Source organism: Paenibacillus stellifer (assembly GCF_000758685.1).
GTDB lineage: Bacteria > Bacillota > Bacilli > Paenibacillales > Paenibacillaceae > Paenibacillus_AQ > Paenibacillus_AQ stellifer.
The window spans coordinates 1,858,525-1,875,417 of sequence record NZ_CP009286.1 but is presented as its reverse complement, the minus strand read 5'-3'; the positions used below and the strand labels follow the sequence as shown (position 1 = coordinate 1,875,417).

14 protein-coding genes are annotated in these 16,893 nt (G+C 53.1%); 5 read left to right on the top strand and 9 right to left on the bottom strand.

Going from position 1 to position 16,893, the window contains the following annotated elements:
- The first annotated feature begins 173 nt into the window (after positions 1–173).
- Positions 174–1,862, top strand: coding sequence for a dihydroxy-acid dehydratase (ilvD, locus tag PSTEL_RS08355; protein ID WP_038694628.1), 1,689 nt, complete (start codon positions 174–176; stop codon positions 1,860–1,862).
- Between the two features lie 72 nt (positions 1,863–1,934).
- Here ilvD and PSTEL_RS08350 read toward each other — a convergent pair whose 3' ends face one another.
- Complete coding sequence (locus PSTEL_RS08350; protein WP_038694627.1) at positions 1,935–3,278, bottom strand: GH1 family beta-glucosidase; 1,344 nt, start codon at positions 3,276–3,278, stop codon at positions 1,935–1,937.
- Between the two features lie 243 nt (positions 3,279–3,521).
- Positions 3,522–4,904: a polysaccharide deacetylase family protein gene (locus PSTEL_RS08345; protein ID WP_084065400.1), complete on the bottom strand. Its 1,383-nt coding sequence runs from the start codon at positions 4,902–4,904 to the stop codon at positions 3,522–3,524.
- 178 nt (positions 4,905–5,082) lie between these two features.
- Between PSTEL_RS08345 and PSTEL_RS08340 the strand changes: the two genes are divergently transcribed.
- Positions 5,083–6,300, top strand: coding sequence for an AI-2E family transporter (locus tag PSTEL_RS08340; protein WP_084064859.1), 1,218 nt, complete (start codon positions 5,083–5,085; stop codon positions 6,298–6,300).
- A 153-nt stretch (positions 6,301–6,453) separates the two neighbouring features.
- On the opposite strand, the gene PSTEL_RS08335 is transcribed toward PSTEL_RS08340, so the two are convergent.
- Complete coding sequence (locus tag PSTEL_RS08335; protein WP_052098283.1) at positions 6,454–8,337, bottom strand: peptidoglycan D,D-transpeptidase FtsI family protein; 1,884 nt, start codon at positions 8,335–8,337, stop codon at positions 6,454–6,456.
- Positions 8,338–8,612: 275 nt separating this feature from the next.
- On the opposite strand from PSTEL_RS08335, the gene PSTEL_RS08330 reads away from it, so the two are divergent.
- The 3 genes from PSTEL_RS08330 (at position 8,613) to PSTEL_RS08325 (ending at position 10,037) form a co-directional block, all read left to right on the top strand.
- The gene (locus tag PSTEL_RS08330; RefSeq protein ID WP_052098282.1) at positions 8,613–9,008 is read left to right on the top strand and encodes a helix-turn-helix domain-containing protein; all 396 of its coding nucleotides are present in this window, start codon (positions 8,613–8,615) and stop codon (positions 9,006–9,008) included.
- The gene (locus PSTEL_RS26110) at positions 8,993–9,205 is read left to right on the top strand and encodes a type 2 periplasmic-binding domain-containing protein (protein WP_156995825.1); all 213 of its coding nucleotides are present in this window, start codon (positions 8,993–8,995) and stop codon (positions 9,203–9,205) included. Before PSTEL_RS08330 ends, PSTEL_RS26110 begins: the two co-directional genes overlap by 16 nt.
- Positions 9,206–9,377: 172 nt before the next feature.
- The gene (locus PSTEL_RS08325) at positions 9,378–10,037 is read left to right on the top strand and encodes a type 1 glutamine amidotransferase domain-containing protein (protein WP_038694626.1); all 660 of its coding nucleotides are present in this window, start codon (positions 9,378–9,380) and stop codon (positions 10,035–10,037) included.
- Positions 10,038–10,225: 188 nt separating this feature from the next.
- On the opposite strand, the gene PSTEL_RS08320 is transcribed toward PSTEL_RS08325, so the two are convergent.
- The 6 genes from PSTEL_RS08320 to PSTEL_RS08295 form a co-directional block, all read right to left on the bottom strand.
- A complete protein-coding gene (locus PSTEL_RS08320; RefSeq protein WP_038694625.1) occupies positions 10,226–11,182 on the bottom strand; it encodes an acetylxylan esterase in 957 nt (318 codons plus the stop codon).
- A gap of 66 nt (positions 11,183–11,248) precedes the next feature.
- Complete coding sequence (locus PSTEL_RS08315) at positions 11,249–12,271, bottom strand: glycoside hydrolase family 130 protein (RefSeq protein WP_038694624.1); 1,023 nt, start codon at positions 12,269–12,271, stop codon at positions 11,249–11,251.
- 37 nt (positions 12,272–12,308) lie between these two features.
- Positions 12,309–13,142, bottom strand: coding sequence for a carbohydrate ABC transporter permease (locus tag PSTEL_RS08310; RefSeq protein WP_038694623.1), 834 nt, complete (start codon positions 13,140–13,142; stop codon positions 12,309–12,311).
- A gap of 3 nt (positions 13,143–13,145) precedes the next feature.
- A complete protein-coding gene (locus tag PSTEL_RS08305) occupies positions 13,146–14,081 on the bottom strand; it encodes a carbohydrate ABC transporter permease (RefSeq protein ID WP_084064854.1) in 936 nt (311 codons plus the stop codon).
- 81 nt (positions 14,082–14,162) lie between these two features.
- Positions 14,163–15,494, bottom strand: a complete 1,332-nt coding sequence (locus PSTEL_RS08300; protein WP_038700398.1) for an ABC transporter substrate-binding protein — start codon at positions 15,492–15,494, stop codon at positions 14,163–14,165.
- A gap of 316 nt (positions 15,495–15,810) precedes the next feature.
- Positions 15,811–16,608 (bottom strand): response regulator transcription factor, encoded by a 798-nt coding sequence (locus tag PSTEL_RS08295; protein ID WP_052098280.1) that lies wholly within the window; start codon positions 16,606–16,608, stop codon positions 15,811–15,813.
- Positions 16,609–16,893: the final 285 nt, after the last annotated feature.

The window sequence follows — 16,893 nt, the reverse complement described above, 5'->3', positions numbered from 1 at the left end:
AAGCAAGGAGATTTTTTATAGAAACGGGCAAGTAGAGGCCGTGTATTCCGTAACGTTCGGAACAAGACCCTGTTCTTTCTATAAATAGCGGCTTTGCCGCTCTTCAGAGAGCAGCGCGTTAACGCGTTGCACGAAGCAATTATTTTGATTCAATAAGGGGGAACCGAGTTCTAATGGCAGCCAAGAAAATGCGTTCTGACATGATTACCAAGGGTTTCGACCGGGCTCCGCACCGCAGTCTGCTGCGTGCAGCCGGCGTAAAGGAAGAGGATTTCGGCAAGCCGTTTATCGCGGTCTGCAACTCTTATATCGATATTGTTCCAGGCCATGTGCATTTGCAGGAATTCGGTAAAATCGTCAAGGAAGCGATCCGCGAAGCGGGCGGCGTTCCGTTCGAATTCAATACAATCGGCGTGGACGACGGCATCGCCATGGGCCACATCGGCATGCGCTACTCCCTGCCGAGCCGCGAGATCATCGCCGACTCGCTGGAGACCGTCGTGAATGCGCACTGGTTCGACGGCATGGTCTGCATCCCGAACTGCGACAAAATCACGCCGGGCATGATGATCGGCGCACTGCGCGTCAACATCCCGACAATCTTCGTCAGCGGCGGCCCGATGAAGGCCGGCGTGGACAGCAAAGGCCGCAAGCTGTCGCTCACCTCGGTATTCGAGGGCGTTGGCGCCCACCAGGTCGGCAAGATCAACGACGACGAGCTGCTGGAGCTCGAACAATACGGCTGTCCGACCTGCGGTTCCTGTTCCGGCATGTTCACCGCGAACTCCATGAACTGTCTGGCCGAAGCGCTCGGTCTTGCGCTTCCGGGCAACGGCACGATTCTGGCCGTCGCTGAAGAACGCAGAGAATTCGTCCGCAAGTCCGCGAAGCAGCTGATGGAGCTGATCAAGCTCGATCTGAAGCCGCGTGACATCGTGACCCAGGAATCGATCGACAACGCGTTCGCGCTGGACATGGCAATGGGCGGCTCCACCAACACGGTGCTGCATACGCTGGCTATCGCGCAGGAAGCGGAGATCGACTATCCGCTCGAACGGATTAACGAAGTCGCCAACCGCACGCCTTATCTCGCCAAGCTGGCTCCCGCTTCCGATATCTTCATCGAAGACGTGGATCGTGCGGGCGGCGTAAGCGCCGTGCTGAACGAGCTGCTGAAGAAAGAAGGCACACTGTTCGGCGACTGCAAGACCGTAACCGGCAAGACGCTGGCCGAGAACGTCCGCGGCCATGAAATCCAGGACACCAGCGTCATTCACACGTTGGACAACCCGTACTCCAAGGTCGGCGGCCTGGCCGTTCTGTACGGCAACCTGGCGCCGGAAGGCTCCATCATCAAGGTCGGCGCAGTCGATCCTTCCGTAGGCGGCTACCATAAGGGGCCCGCCATCTGCTTCAACTCGCAGGAGGAAGCGCTGGAAGGCATCGCAGGCGGCAAGGTCAAGGAAGGCCATGTCGTCGTTATCCGTTACGAAGGTCCGAAGGGTGGTCCCGGCATGCCGGAAATGCTGGCTCCGACCTCGCAGATCGTCGGCATGGGTCTTGGCGCCAAGGTCGGCCTCATTACGGACGGCCGTTTCTCCGGCGCGTCCCGCGGCATCAGCATCGGCCATATTTCGCCGGAAGCGGCGGAAGGCGGCCCGATCGCTTTTGTCCATGACGGCGACATCATCGAGCTGGACCTGATCAACCGCAAGATTGAGCTGCTCGTCAGCGACGAAGAGCTGGCCGAGCGCCGCAGCAAGGAATGGAAGGAATTCGAGCCGAAGGTGAAGACAGGCTACCTTGCCCGCTACTCCAAGCTGGTGACGAATGCGAGCAAGGGCGGCGTGCTGAAGATCTAGTCTAGCAAGACAAAAGCCCGGAAGAGCGCCAAGCGGCGTCCTTCCGGGCTTTCTTTTTCCAAATAGAAGAACTCAGACTTCCACAGCGTTATTCGCGATAACGTTCTGGTACCAGTAGAAGCTGTCCTTCGGCGTACGCGCCAGCGTGTCATAATCCACATGAATGAGGCCGAATCGCATGCTGTAGCCATAAGCCCATTCAAAGTTGTCCATCAGCGACCAGGCAAAATACCCCTTCACCGGGATGCCGTTCTCCAGGCAGCGGTTCAGCGACAGCAGATGCTTATGAAGATAGGCGATCCGCTTCTGGTCGGCAACAACTCCGCCTTGCGGTCCGTCATTGTAGCAGGCACCGTTCTCCGTAATGTAGATCGGAACATCTCCGTATCTTTCGTTGATGTAGCTCAGCACCTTGAAGAAGCCTTCCGGATAAATCGGCCAGCCGATATCCGTACGCTCATAGCCCATGTCCACCGGCTGACACCGCGTAATACCGGCATTCTCCGAATATTGGGCCACCGAGCCGTTATAGTAGTTCAAGCCCAGCACATCGATTTTCTCCGAGATGATGTCCATATCGCCGTCCTGAATCGGAACCTCGGCTCCTCTCTCCCGGAACCATTCCGTCAGAAAAGAAGGATATTCCCCTTTGAACACCGGGTCCATGAACCACTCGATGAACCAGCCGTTCTCGCGTCTGCAGGCGTCGATGTCCTCCTTGCTGTTGGTGTAAGGCTCCATCCAGGTCGCGTTGGGCGCGAAGCCGATCTCACCGTCAATGCCAAGCTCCCGGAATTTACGAACCGCCTGGCCGTGAGCCAGCATCAGATGATGAGCAACCGTAACCGCTGTCTGCAGATCTTTATTGCCGGGCGCATGCTCGCCGTGATAGTTCGACAGGAATGACGCGCACCACGGCTCATTGACTGTCATCCACCGTTTGATTTGGCTTCCGTACCGGCGGAACACCGTCTCCGCATAGGCGGCGAAGGCATCGATCGTAGCTCTGTTCTCCCAGCCTCCTTCATTCTGAAGCGTCTGCGGAAGATCCCAGTGGTACAAGGTGCACATCGGCTCGATCCCGTTCTCCAGCAGGGCGCCAATAAAGGCATCGTAATACTTCAAGCCTTTGGTGTTAACCTCACCGCGTCCCTGCTGATAAATCCGTGGCCAGGCAATGGAGAAACGGTAAGACTTGATGCCAAGCTCCTTCATCAGTGCGATATCTTCGCGGAAACGGTGATAGCTGTCACAGGCGACATCCCCGTTATCCATATTCAGCACTTTCCCGGGAATGCGGCAGAACGTATCCCAGATGGACAAGCCTCTGCCATCCTCTTGATAAGCGCCTTCAATTTGATAGGATGCGGTTGCCGCTCCCCAGATGAATTCTTTTGGAAAAAGCACATTGCTCATATGTTAGTTCCTCCCGTTTCTGTTAGCCTAACAAACTCAACTCTATCTTACCTGTTTATGCTTGCGATGAGAATAGGGTGTCCTGTTTTTTTTGAAACCGTATTGTAAAATACCACGTACTGAACCACAAGCAATGAGGCTTGTTACTCGGTAGTATATGCAAAAAAAGTCCCTTCCTCACACCTGCAATCCGGCTTGGAATGCAGGCGGTAAGGAAAGAACTTTCTTGTCCGCCGCTGTGTATTAGTGGGCGTGTACTCCTGGAAGCTCAGTCTCGGCCAGGGAATCATCCAGCTCCGATCCGGTTCCCGAACGCTGCGCCCGCTTCGTCTCGGGACAGCTCCGGCCATGCGCCTGAAGCAGCTGGGAGACCGGCATCAGGATCATCTTCGGAACCAGCGCATCGCTGCGCACTTTCAGCCGCGCTCCCCCGGCAGGGTGGATGATGCTGAGCAGAATGCTAAGATAAAATTTCGTCAGCCGCGCGAAAATGCCATCCGGAAGATCCCTGATCGTGAAGCCGAACTTCTCCGGCCCCCGGTTGATCATGCTGACGCCGTACAGCGCCTTGGCGCTCGCGAGCTCTTCGTCGCTTGATATGATACGCGCGAGATGCGGCATCTCGGCCTCCATCCGCCGGATCATGCGGATCGCCAGTTGGGCCGCCGACCTTGACTGAACCCCCAGCTCGAACAGCTGACGGTTATCGATATGAAGCTCGATGACCGGATCGCCTTTGGTCAGGGTGATCTTCCCGTCCAGAGGCACGGGCTCCCCTTGATACTCCCGCAGACGGTAGTGCAGCCAGGGATGCTCAGGCGTTACGGTCTGCAGACGGAACAGGAAGTGAAAGCAGCTCTCCCAGAGCAGCCAAAGTCTCACAACCACCCGTTTGCGCAGCGGCAGGCGTTTCATCGGCAGCGCTTCGGCCGCCTTGATCATGTCGTCGATCCGGATGCTCTTCAGGCCGCGCTTCTGCGCCTCGATCAGTGTCCGCTCCAGGGCGGCCAGCATATGTTCCGGCGCTTCGGGATCGGCACCAGGCGTTGTGCCGCAGTCATGCAGGAGCATTACCTCGCCCGGGTTAAGACGGGCCAGCATTTTCTCAGCGAGCCGGTCTGTCCCGAGCTTCTCGCGCCAGTCGCCGAACATGGCGGACCAGAGCACGATTTTGACCTGGCGGCGTTTGGAGAAATCGAAGAGGTTGACGATTCCCCACGGCGGACGGTAGTAAGTGCTCCGCTCGCCGGTAAGGTTGTAAATAATGTCATTCGTTCGCTGAATCTGCTTCTGGACCGTACCGGGACGCATGACCCAGTTGCTCCGGTGAACGTAATTATGAATGCCGATCAGATGACCCTCCGCATGGATGCGGCGGATCAGCTCGGGATTGGACTCCGCGTGGGAGCCGACGACAAAAAAGGTGGCCTTGGCATCGTATTTCTTCAATAGATCCAAAAGCCGGGGGGTATATTGCGGATCAGGTCCGTCATCGAAGGTAAGGGCGAAATCCGGTACCCCATTGCCTTTCCGAAAGACGCGGTAGCCGAAGAGACGGCTTATTATTCCGGGTATAAAGGCATAGAAGGATGAGATGTAAAACAGCCAGAGCAGCAAAGTCTCCATTTTTCTTCCCCGCTTTTCTCCAGATTGATCTTGGGATACGTTTTTCTCCACCAAAAAACGTTACCCCCTATTTTACCACAGCAGTCAAAGAAAAAGACGTTTTTTTGTTAAAATCGTGTACAATGAAAAACGGGTCTGTAACAATATCCATCTCAGCCGTAAAGGAGTCGTTGAATCCATGCTGCCTTTGTACAAAAAATACTGGCGCACCTTTTTCGATATCGGTCTGCTTGTGCTGACCGTCTATCTGGTGATGCTGGTCTTCAGCAAACTGTATCAGCTCGCCGCTCCGGTGTTTCTGTCCTTCTTCGTGTTTATGCTGATCGAGCCTCTGGCCCGGTTCCTGAACCGCCGTGGACTCGGCAAGCCGTTCGCCTCCGCCATCTCTGTCCTGTTGTTTCTGGTGCTGCTGCTCGGCTCGCTCTTCGGCGCCGGCCTTCTGATCGCGGCCCAGGTCATTCATTTCTCCGATAATCTCCATCACTATACATATGTGGCTCAGCAGCATTTTATGGAGACGACGACATGGCTTCAGCAGAAAATCGCCAATCTGCCGCCCGATCTGACTGATAAGCTGAACGGCTACTTCAAGAACGCCACCAATCTGCTCGCTAATTGGCTGAGTATATTCTTCCAATATATGATCGGCGTTGTCGGCTCGTTCTCCTCGTTCATGGCCAATTTCGGCGTCGCCATCATTCTTGCTTTCTTCCTTAGTATGGAGATCAAGGACTGGCGGAAGATCGCCCACGATAAAATGCCGAAGACGCTGAAGATGGTGTACCACTTCCTGCAAGGACATGTCTTCAAAGCGATTGGCTCCTATCTCAAGGCGCAGCTTATTCTAATCACGATTACCTTCGTCATCGTGCTGGTCGGCCTGTTCATTCTGGGTACGGGGAATGAGCTTACGATGGCGCTAATCTGCGCCGTATTCGACATTCTCCCACTGCTTGGAGTGTCGACGATACTGATCCCCTGGATCGTGTATCTGTTCTTCGTGGGAAGCACTTCCCTTGCCATCGGACTGACCGTGCTGCTGGCTGTCGTGCTGATTGTCAGACAGCTGCTGGAGCCGAAGATTACAGGGAACTCCATCGGTGTCTCCTCCGCGTTCCTGATGCTGAGCTTCGTGATCCTGTCGACCTCGGCCTTCGGAGTTGCAGGCTTGATTCTGTCGCCGATTCTGCTGATCCTGCTGAAAGAGCTGCTTCAGCAGGGCTATCTCCAGCGCTGGATTTCTCTCCCGCAGGAGGAGTTCATCGTCTCTCCCTTCGCCTATGAAGACAGGGGCGGCAATGTGGAGTCCGCAGAGGCCGGTGAGCCACCCGGGTCGTCATTCTCAGGCGGCGATTCTGCTGATCCGGATAAACGGAATACACCGGGAACCGATTGATTGTAACCGTAAGGCGGGGCGGGCAAAAGGGCTAAGCTGACGCTCCGAAGCCTGCTTTCGTTCATAACGGAATCGGACCTGAGCAGAGAGGATTGCTGACCACCCTCCCGTTAAAAAATGTCCAAAAGCAAAAGGCTGAACCGCATGCGCGGCTCAGCCTTTTGCCGTATGAGACGGCATTCGCGTATTCTCACTCTTTTCCGTCTCCGCCAGCAGATCCATCACTTCGCCGAACAACTTGACGGCGAGATGCGGGCTGCCGGGCGCTCTGTTCTGCACCAGCACAGCCGCGGTATAGCGCGGCTGCTCGTACGGCCCGTACCCGACAAACCACTGGTTGTTGCGGGCAGCGCCCTTAACTTGGGTCTGCGCCGTGCCCGACTTGCCGGCCAGCTCCCAGTTCGCGCCGCGAAGCTGCCTTCCCGTACCGTCTGTAACGACGGTACGCATCCACTGCAGCAGCAGCGACGCGGTCCCCGGTGAAATGCGGCCGGCCGGCGAAGGGGCCGCATGAGGCTGCAGAACGGCCAGATTCTGGCCGTTCGCGAAGTCGACGCGCCGCAGGATGCGCGGCGCGGGCGGTTCGCCGCCCCGCAGCAGGGCGGCGACCATATTCGCCGCCTGCAGCGGAGTGACGGCGGCGTCGCGCTGGCCGATCGCGGTCTGCACGCGAGCGCCGGGGTCGTTCGCGTGGGACGGCGCGAACACTGTCCCCGCTTGCTCGGCCGCAAGCGGTGCGAGCAGCGGCAGGCCGAGCGTGTCCGCCTGCCGCCAGCCGACCGGCCGGCCGAGGCCGAGCGCCGACGCGGCCGCTTCGAGCTGCGCGTCGCTCAGGCGCTCCGCGAGCGCGGCGAACACCGTGTTGCAGGACTTCGCGAAGCCCTGCTCCAGGGTGATTATGCCGTGCCCGCCTTCCTTCGGGCAGCTCAGCCCGTAGCGGCCGTATTCTCCGCTGCAGTGAAACACCTCGCCGGGAGACGCAACTCCGGCTTCCAGCGCCGCGGCCGCGGTCACAATCTTGAAGATCGACCCCGGAACGGCAGCCTGCAGCGCCCGGTTATTCCATTCCCCACCCTCGGGGGAGATGTCCTCCGGATTATAGAGCGGGAGCGATACCATCGCCGCGATATCGCCTGTCTGTGCATGGAGCACAACGACGGCGCCCTCCTTGATTCCATCTTGGCGCGCCAGCTTCTCTATGCCTTCCTGGAGCCTCATGTCGACCGTCGTATAGAACGACAGCGGGTAGTATGGATTGCGCGGCGTCCGGACCGTAAGCCCGCTTCCCGGCAGCCGCTTTCCTTCGGCATCCACACGGGCTACGACTTCCGTATGTTCGATGCCGCGAAGCAGCGGCTCCAGCGTCTTCTCCAGCCCCGCCGTCCCTTCCATTGGACGGCGCAGATCGCTTCGAATGCTTCGAATGCTTCGAATAGGAGGCGATCCGTCATGGCCCTTTGCCGCATTCCCGCCGGCGGCGGACTCCGACACGTATCCGATCCACTGCCGTCCATTCATCTCGCCTCCGTATCTGCGTGAATAAGGCAGCACGACAACCCCGTCGACACCAAGGCGGCTGATCTCGTCGGCCTGCTGGAAGGTCAGCGCCAGCGGCTCTTCAACTTTTGGCGAAGGCCATGCGTACGGCTGACGGACTTCACGCAGAGCCTTCTTCAGCCGCTCCGCATCCGTGCCGAGCAGCGCCGCCAGACGGTGCAGCGCAGCTGCGTTCGCCCCGCGTTCTGTCTTGGCAGATGCGCGAGGTCCGGCAGCCGCTTCGGGGGGAAGCAGCACGGCTGTCCATATTGTCTCACCCGCCAGCGGAAATCCGCTCTGGTCGAACAGCCGCCCTCTGCCGGTATCAAGCACGATTTCCCGCTCGCTCTGCACCTCGGCCATTTTGGCCAGCGGATACTCTCCGCCCGGTACGGTTCTGCCGCTCATCACGCCCTGAATCCAGATCAAACGCAGCGCCAGCAGGCCAAGAAGCGCCGTCAGAAACACCAGTCCCCATTTCATCCGCCGATGAGCCGTCAACCGATTCACCCCCTGTTTTTTCCTTATTATTCCTCCCATTTATCTTCTTATCCACTGAGCCGTTCATCCGCTTGCACATTGACAAACTCCGTTGAATCCAAGTATTGTAAGCTGACCCTGGAAGTATTGAATAAGGAGCTGAGCGCATGGTAACTGTCAGAATTGAGAAGAAGCGCCGGTCTTTACAATCTCTTTAGGCCCGACTAGACCGCAATATGCTTTAATAGTAATAGAGCCATAACTCAACAACAGATTGCTAAAGGGAGACTGTGCCAATGGTAGATTTTGAGTGGTATCGAAGCTTTGTCTATATTTATAAATACAATTCCGTCTCGCAAGCCGCCAAAACACGGATTATGACACAGCCCGCCATGAGCCAGCACCTCGCTTCCCTGGAAGCGGAAGTCGGGGAGCCTTTATTTATCCGGACTGCTCGAAAAATGATTCCAACGGAAAGAGGCAAGGAGCTGTATTCCCAGCTGGCCCCGCTGATTGAATCGCTGGAGGAGACCAGTCTTGGCTTTCATGCCGCTTCCTTGCCCACCCCCCCCAGATCCGCATTGGATCGGCAATTGAATACTATACAGAGAAAATACTCCCGCAGTTATCTGGCTTTGAGGCCAATACCATTTCCTCCTTTGGAACTGCCGACCAGTTGCTCTTGCTGCTAAACGAGGATAAAGTGGACCTGATTGTAACGTCGCAGAAATCCCAAACGCCCGGTATTGAATTCCTGAACCTTTGTACGGAACGATTTGTAATTGTGGCTCCTGCCCATCTCGATCCCCCGCAGCAGATGAGCCTGCGATCCAAGGAACAGTGGCTGCTGGCACAGAATTGGATCAGCTATGGGCTGGATCTGCTATAAGTCCAACAATAAGCATCTGCCAGCCATTCGGAGCATAACGGAGAAATTGCTTGGCACAGCTGTTGATTATTTATAAATATTTTTATAGTTAGATTGAAAAAACATAATTTGTTTTATAGATTGATGTGACCTAGAATAGCCGTGGGGAATAAAATTCCAGGAGGTAATATCCATGGCGAAAAAAGTATTAATGGTTGTGACAAATCACTCGGAGATCAATGCAGATAGACAGACCGGAATTTGGCTGTCCGAATTTGCCGAAGCCTATATCGAATTTGCGAAGAAAGGCTACGAAGTTACTGTTGCAAGTCCGCTTGGAGGAAAAAGTCCCGTCGATCCGGGCAGTGTGGATGGTAAAACAGCGCAGGAATTGCTCGATGCCCAGCAGTATCTGGAGCAGACGCTGAAGCTCGATGAAATCTCCCATGAGAAATTCGACGCCATCTTCCTGCCGGGCGGTCATGGCACGATGTATGATCTGCCCGCCAGCGCCAAGCTTCAGGTGCTCTTGAAGGATTTCTATGAAGCGGGCAAAATCGTTGCGGCAGTATGCCATGGCCCTGCAGGTTTAGTCGGAGCTACACTGTCCAATGGACAGCCCCTCGTTGCCGGAAAGCGGGTGAGCGCTTTTACTGATCGGGAAGAAGCGGAGACAGGCCTCAATTCGCTGCTGCCGTTCCTGCTGGAGACCAAAATCCGTGAGTTGGGCGCCATTTATGTAGCTGCCCCTAACTGGTCAACTCATTATGAGATCGACGGCAACCTGATTACCGGCCAAAACCCTCAGTCGACCTTAGCCGTAAGCCAAGCCGTCATTGAAAAGCTGGGCTGAACTCAAGACATTCATTGAAGGAATTCGTTTCGTGTAAACCGGCGGCAGTCTCGCTCTTTATTCGAGCCAGACATACCGCAATACGAATCAAACCTACCGCAACATTTAATAGCGCCTCGGGTGCAGAATCATCTGCTGCCCGAGGCGCTCTTATTTTGAATGTGCTGAAAGGCTAAGCGGTTATTCCGCTATAATTCCAGAAACTCCTGCAGTACACGGTCACCAAGCCGAGGCAAATACTCGTGTCCGTATTCAGGATAGACCAGCAGTTCCTTCTCCGAAACGATCTTGTTGTAGACTGCGAACTGGGTCGAAGGCGGACAGATGGTGTCCGTCAGTCCCGAGACGAAGATCACTTTGGCCATGATCCGGTCGGCCAGATTCTGGATATCGATCAGTCCCAGACGCTGAAATAAGGCTTCCTCCCGCTGATGATTGAAATCAATGTTTCGGAAGTAATAATACAGTTCCTCATATGCGGAGGAGGTTACATTCAGCTCGTAAGCCCGCTTGTAGTCTGCCAGAAACGGGTAGACGATAACCGCCAGAGAAATGCGGGGCTCCAGCGCCGCGCATACCGTTGCCAGCGCTCCTCCCTGCGAACAGCCGTACACGCCGACACGGGTCTCGTCCACTTCCTCCATGGACATCAGAATCCGCGCAGACTGCGCAGTATCCAGGAACATGTTGCGGTAATAGAGCTTGTCCGGATTAGGGTCGTCTACACCGCGAATGATATGGCCCCGGACTGTAGTGCCCAGCACCTGCAGGTTATCCTCGGACAAGCCGCCCTGTCCCCGGCAGTCCAGCGCGATCACGCTGATGCCATGTGCCGCGTAGCCCACCTTGTCGCTCCAGTCCCCGCTGTCGCCGGTGTAGCCGTGAAACATCGCCATCCCCGGCCCTTGCCCGGTCCGGTTCTTCGGTCTTACGTATTTGCAGTGGATGCGGGCGCCGCCCACACCGGTAAAGTACAGATGATAGCATTCCGCCAGCGGGCTCGTGAAGTCCGCAGGGATGAGTTCATAATCGAGCGAAGCCTCGTCCAGTTCCCGAAGCGCCCGCTCCCAGTAGGTATCGAAGCCTTCCGGTTTTGGACTGCTTCCCGTATATGACTTAAGCTGCTCAAGCAACATATCGCCCATTGCCCTGTCTCCTTTTAAAAAGCGGCTCATAAATGAGCCGCCATGTTCTTGTAGATATGTGATTACTTAGATGCGGCCGATCGTGGCATCGTCGCCTACTTCCTCATGGGTGTCGATGATATAGTTAACGATATCCTGTACAGTTGTGTAAGCAACACCTACATAAGTATCGGCTGCACCATAGTAAATGGCGATACGGCCTGTTTCGGCATCATTCAGTGTCGCGCAAGGGAATACGACGTTCGGAACGAAGCCGCGTTCTTCATACCACTCCTCTGGAGTCAGTACGAAGTTGCGGGAACGGTATTTTACCTTGGAAGGCTCGTCGCGGTCCAGGATTACGCCGCCCATGCTGTATACGAGACCATTACAGGTTCCGGTTACACCATGGTAGAACATCAGCCAGCCTTCGCTCGTTTCGATTGGAGCAGGACCGCCGCCAATCTTGACGTTCTGCCACCAGCCTTCTCCGCCTTTGGTCATAACATGGCGGTGTTTGCCCCAGTATACGAAGTCAGGGCTTTCACTCAGGAATACGTCGCCAAAAGGAGTGTGGCCGCTGTCGCTTGGACGGGACAGCATTACGAAGTTGCCGTTGATTTTTTTCGGGAACAGCACGCCATTGCGGTTGAATGGCAGGAACGGGTTTTCCAGAATCGTGAAGGTCTTGAAGTCCTGCGTTTTGGCTACGCCGATGGCTGCGCCGTAGAAATCGGTACACCAGATAATATAGAATGTATCTTCAACCTTCACCAGACGCGGATCATATGCATATCTCGGCTGATAAGGCTTGCCTTCTTCGTCAATGAACATGATTGGTTCGTCGTCAATCTTCCAGTCCAGTCCGTCCTCACTGTAACCCATGCGCAGATGCGGGCGGGTAGTGTCGGTTTCGGTACGGAATACACCGATAAATTTGCCTTCATAGGCTACTACTGCACTGTTAAAAATACGTGCCACGTCTTTGGCCGGATTTCTCTTGATAACCGGGTTGTCACTGTGCCGCCACAGCGGCTTGAGATGCCCTTCAGGTCTTGCCTGCCAAGGCATATTCGGGATGCTTTCACCAATAATCTTGACTTCTTTCATAGTAAATTCTCCTCCAACCCATTCCATTTTTTATGATCTATTTAACAGAGCCTTGCGCAAAACCGTTATAAATCTGCTTCTGAAGCGAAATAAAGACAATGAGCGTTGGAATGATCGCGATCATAATTCCCGCGCAAATAACTTCCCATTGTGAACCGTAAGGTCCCTTGAACTTGAACAGCGCGGTTGACATAACCTGTAGGCTGCTCTTCGGCATGTACAGGAATGGAACATAGAAATCATTGTAAATATTCACGCCCTTAACGATGACAACTGTTGCAATCGCCGGCTTCAGCAGCGGCAGAATAATCCGCCAGTAAATCGTCCAGTACGAAGCGCCGTCCAGCATGGCAGATTCATCCAGGGACTCCGATATGGAATCAAGGAACTGCATGAAGATGTATACAGCTATAATATCTGTTCCCAAGTATAGGATAATGGGGGCCAGACGTGTATTAAACAGTCCCAGCGAATTGATAATCTGGAACGTTGCAACCTGAGTCGTTACGCCGGGAATCAATGTAGCAAGCAGAAACAGGCCGATCAGCAGCTTGCTTCCTTTAAACTTGAAACGGGCCAGAATGTACGCCATCATGGAGCCGGTAAGCGTTGCGCCGGCAACAGAAATGACTACGATAATGACGGTGTTCATGAAGCCGAGAAGCATTTTGCCGTCTACAAAAGCCTTGGTATAGTTCGCAAAATTCAACCAGTTGGAAGGCGGAGTCAGCGGACTAGTGGAAGCATATTCCGACCCTGTCTTCAGCGATGCGAAGAATACGACGATAATCGGAATCAATGCGGCTAACGCGCCGAGAATCAGTGTTGCATACTTGAATACGCTGGCAGTACGGTATCTTAATGAATGCATGCCTTAATCCTCCTCCTTGACGAGCACGCGCTGCAGCAGGGTTACCAGAATAACGATGAACAGCAGGACTACCGACATCGCCGAGGCCAGCCCGAGTTTGCTGTATTTAAAAGCCACATCGACGGTCTGGATAACGAAGGTGCTGCTTCCGTTGGAGCCGCCTGTCATAATATAAGGAATATCGAATACGCCGATCGCTCCGCTGACCGCAAGGATCAGGTTAAGCTGGAGGATGCGCTTGATGCTCGGAAGAATGATATGAATGAACTGGTGCCAGCGGTTGGCGCCGTCGATATCCGCCGCTTCGTAAACATCTTTTGGAATAGACGAAATGGCGCCGAGGAAAATGATAAAGTTCATCCCCATATATCTCCAGACAGATGCGCCTGCAAGCGATACGTTGATAATATTAGGATTCAGCAACCATTTTTGTGAAAGCGAGCCCAATCCCAGGAATTGAAGGAGCGTATCCAGGGTTCCGTCCGGTTTGAAGAAGAACAAAAAGATAAAACCAATGGCTACGCCGTTCAAAAGTGTTGGGAAGAAGAGAATACCCTTGAATGCATTTTTGCCAAAGACGTTAAAACTGAGAATGGTGGCAAAATACAACGCAAGCGCCATTTGCACGAAAGTAGCGAAGAAATAGTATAAGCTGACCTTAAATACGGAAAAATAGTCGGGGTTCGTGAATATCGTCCTGTAATTGTCGAAACCGACGTATGTCATATGCTTGCTGAATCCATCCCAGTTTGTGAAGCTGTATTTAAACATATTGATTACCGGCAAATAGGAAAAGGTTAGCAGCAGAAGTACCGGCACCAGTGAGAAGGCGACGATAATGACGATCCGCTGTGTTCTGTAACTCAAGCTGGATAAGCCAAATCCGCTGCGCGCTTTCTGTCCCTGATTGTTGTACCCCAGTTTGGATGAACCGACCATTTTGCACCTCCTGTTTCTTGTTACATCAAGTTTGCTTGAAGAAAATAAGCGGGGAAGCCAAGGCGCTCCCCCGCTTCATAATTATTTGGACGAAACTTTCTCCGCGCGGGCTTTAGTCCACTTGTCGTTCAGATCCTTCATAATATCGTCAAAGGATTCCTTGCGGTTTCCGATGGCTGCTTCGATAATCCGCTTCTTAAAGTCAGGCTGCCAGAGGCCAATCTCGGCCTGCTTGTCGATGGCGTCAACCAATCCTTCTTCACCGGCTTTGGCTGGAGTGATTGTCTGGAAGGTTACATCAGTGCCTTCGTACTGCTTGAGAATTTCCGGAAGCTCAGCGCCTTTAACCGGGCTCATGCCGCCGCCTTCAGTTGTCGGATAGCCGGATTCGTTGATGAACCAGTCTACCCATGCACGAGCTGCTTCCTTGTTCTTGCTGTGCACGCTGATACCGATATTATAGTCGTCAGCGAGCGGTACGATAACTTTTGAAGCGTTGGTCGGGAACGGCATGAAGCCGACATCGTCAGGATTGGAAGCTACCCCCTTGATCTGACCGATAGCCCAGGAACCCAAAGGCATTGTTGCAATTTTGCCGTTTGCAAGATCCGATTTGGAGGATTCCCAATCAGTTGTTGTCGGGTCCGGTTCGATCAGGCCGTTCTTGGCGGCGTCATACATGATTTTGTACAGATCGTAATGCGGCTGGCCTTTGACAAAGTTATTGTCGGAAGCAACCTGGGTTATATTCACATAGTCAGGATCGCCTGCAACAGTCGTAAGATCAGCTTCCCACTGTGTCAATGTCCAGCCTGCAGCATAGTTCGTGTACAGCGGAATTGCTTGAGTCTTATCCTTAATGGTCTGGAGAGCCTTCGTGAAGTCGTCGATCGTCTTCGGAACCGTTGTTATACCTGCGTCGGAGAATATCTTCTTGTTGTATATAATGCCGCTAAAGTTGATCGTGATCGGAATGCCGTATGCTTTACCGTTCACACTCCGCTCTTCAAGACCGGTGTACTGCTTGCTCAGGTCGGCTTCATCGCCAAGCGGCTCGAAGAAATCCGGAAGCTGTGCGATAGGAACGCTTGTGGGCAGCAGCAGTACGTCGCCGTAATCGCTCGTATTCATACGGATCTTGATTTGATCCTCGTAATTGGCAAGCGCTTCGAAATTAACTTTAACATTGGGATATTTTTCGTTGAATTTGGCCGCGTATTCCTTGAATACGGTATCAACTATATCCGTTCTTTGCGTAATGACCGTGATGTCGCCTTTAATATCACTCGGACTTGCAGTCCCCGATGCAGACGCACTCGCCGCCGGAGCGCTGGATGCTTCGCTCGTTGTGTTGCCCTCATTGTTGTTCGATGAGCAGCCGCTAAACAGGCCAGCCATCAGCGTCAGTCCCATGAATCCTGTGACCCACTTCTTGTTCACAATCAAAGACCCCTCTCAAATCGATTTTTATCATACTAACAAAACGGATAGAATGCAATAACTGCTTCGCTAATTTTTTCATAAAAAAATGATGTTTTAGCGAAAAACAAATCCTGAATCCGTTTACAGTTCTAATATAAAGCCTTTTCACAGCTAAAACGATGGTTTTTATTGATTTTTCTAGTCTTGTATTTGTTATATTTGTTTTTTACTTTTGCGCGATAAAGTAATAACATAACCAGCAGATGCCGAAACTTTCCGAAACTTTTCGGAATTGAAAAAACTGATTTTACTTAGTAGTTTTCCCTTCTGTACCACCAGCCGCACGCATCCCCGATTTATAGTCCTTGGGAGTAACGCCGCACATTTTTTTGAACAGCTTGTTAAAATACACAGGATCGTTGTATCCGACTTTCTCGGCAATCTCGTAGTTCTTCAGGTCAGGATGCTCTCTGAGCAGAAGCTTGGCCCTGCCAATCCGGATACCGATTAAATAATCGGTGATCGTCTGTCCCGTCTTATATTTGAAGAGTCTGCTGAGATAGCTTGCATTCATTCCGACTGTCTCAGCCAGGCGTTCCAATTCGAAATTATGCATGTACTCGCGTTCCAGGAAGCTCTTGGCCTGATCAATCACATAATGCTCCCCGCATTCGCTCTGGGACTGCTGGTCAGACAGCTCTTCGTCTTCACGTGCCTCTCTCTTGCGCTTGTCGTCTTCAACCCTCTTCAACAGTTCGAAGAGCTGGACCTTGTCGATCGGCTTGAGCAAATAATCAAGCACACCATGCTTGATCGCCCGGCGGGCGTATTCGAACTCGCTGAAGCCGCTTAAGACCGCGATATTAATGTTTTTATTATGCTCCCGTACCTTCTCAATTAATCTCAGCCCGTCCATCATCGGCATTTTGATATCCGTTATAAGCAGATCGACGTCCTTGGACGCCATTCCGACAAGATGTTCCCATGCTTCCGCTCCGTTCCCATATGAACCGATCACTTTAACTTCCATATCCATTCTTGAGGTTATCTTCTCGAGTCCTCTGCGGATAACCTCTTCATCGTCAGCTATCATAATATTGATCACAGGTAATCCCCTCCGCTCTCCAGTATCTCCGAAAAAAATGATTGCGCTATCAATAATTATAACTGGAACCAACATCTCAAAAACAGGCTGTCGTTGTATTTTATAGTCTTCCCTTTACCTACAAATCTGCGCGTATTAAAATATCCCGTAATTCTCAAATTGGTTCTTGTATTATGAACGGAAAAAGTTATAATCAAGGTGTATTGTTATCATATACTAACATAATTATAATAACAATATAACAAAAACCTATCGTAATTCACGAACTGCATTTTCTACAACCAC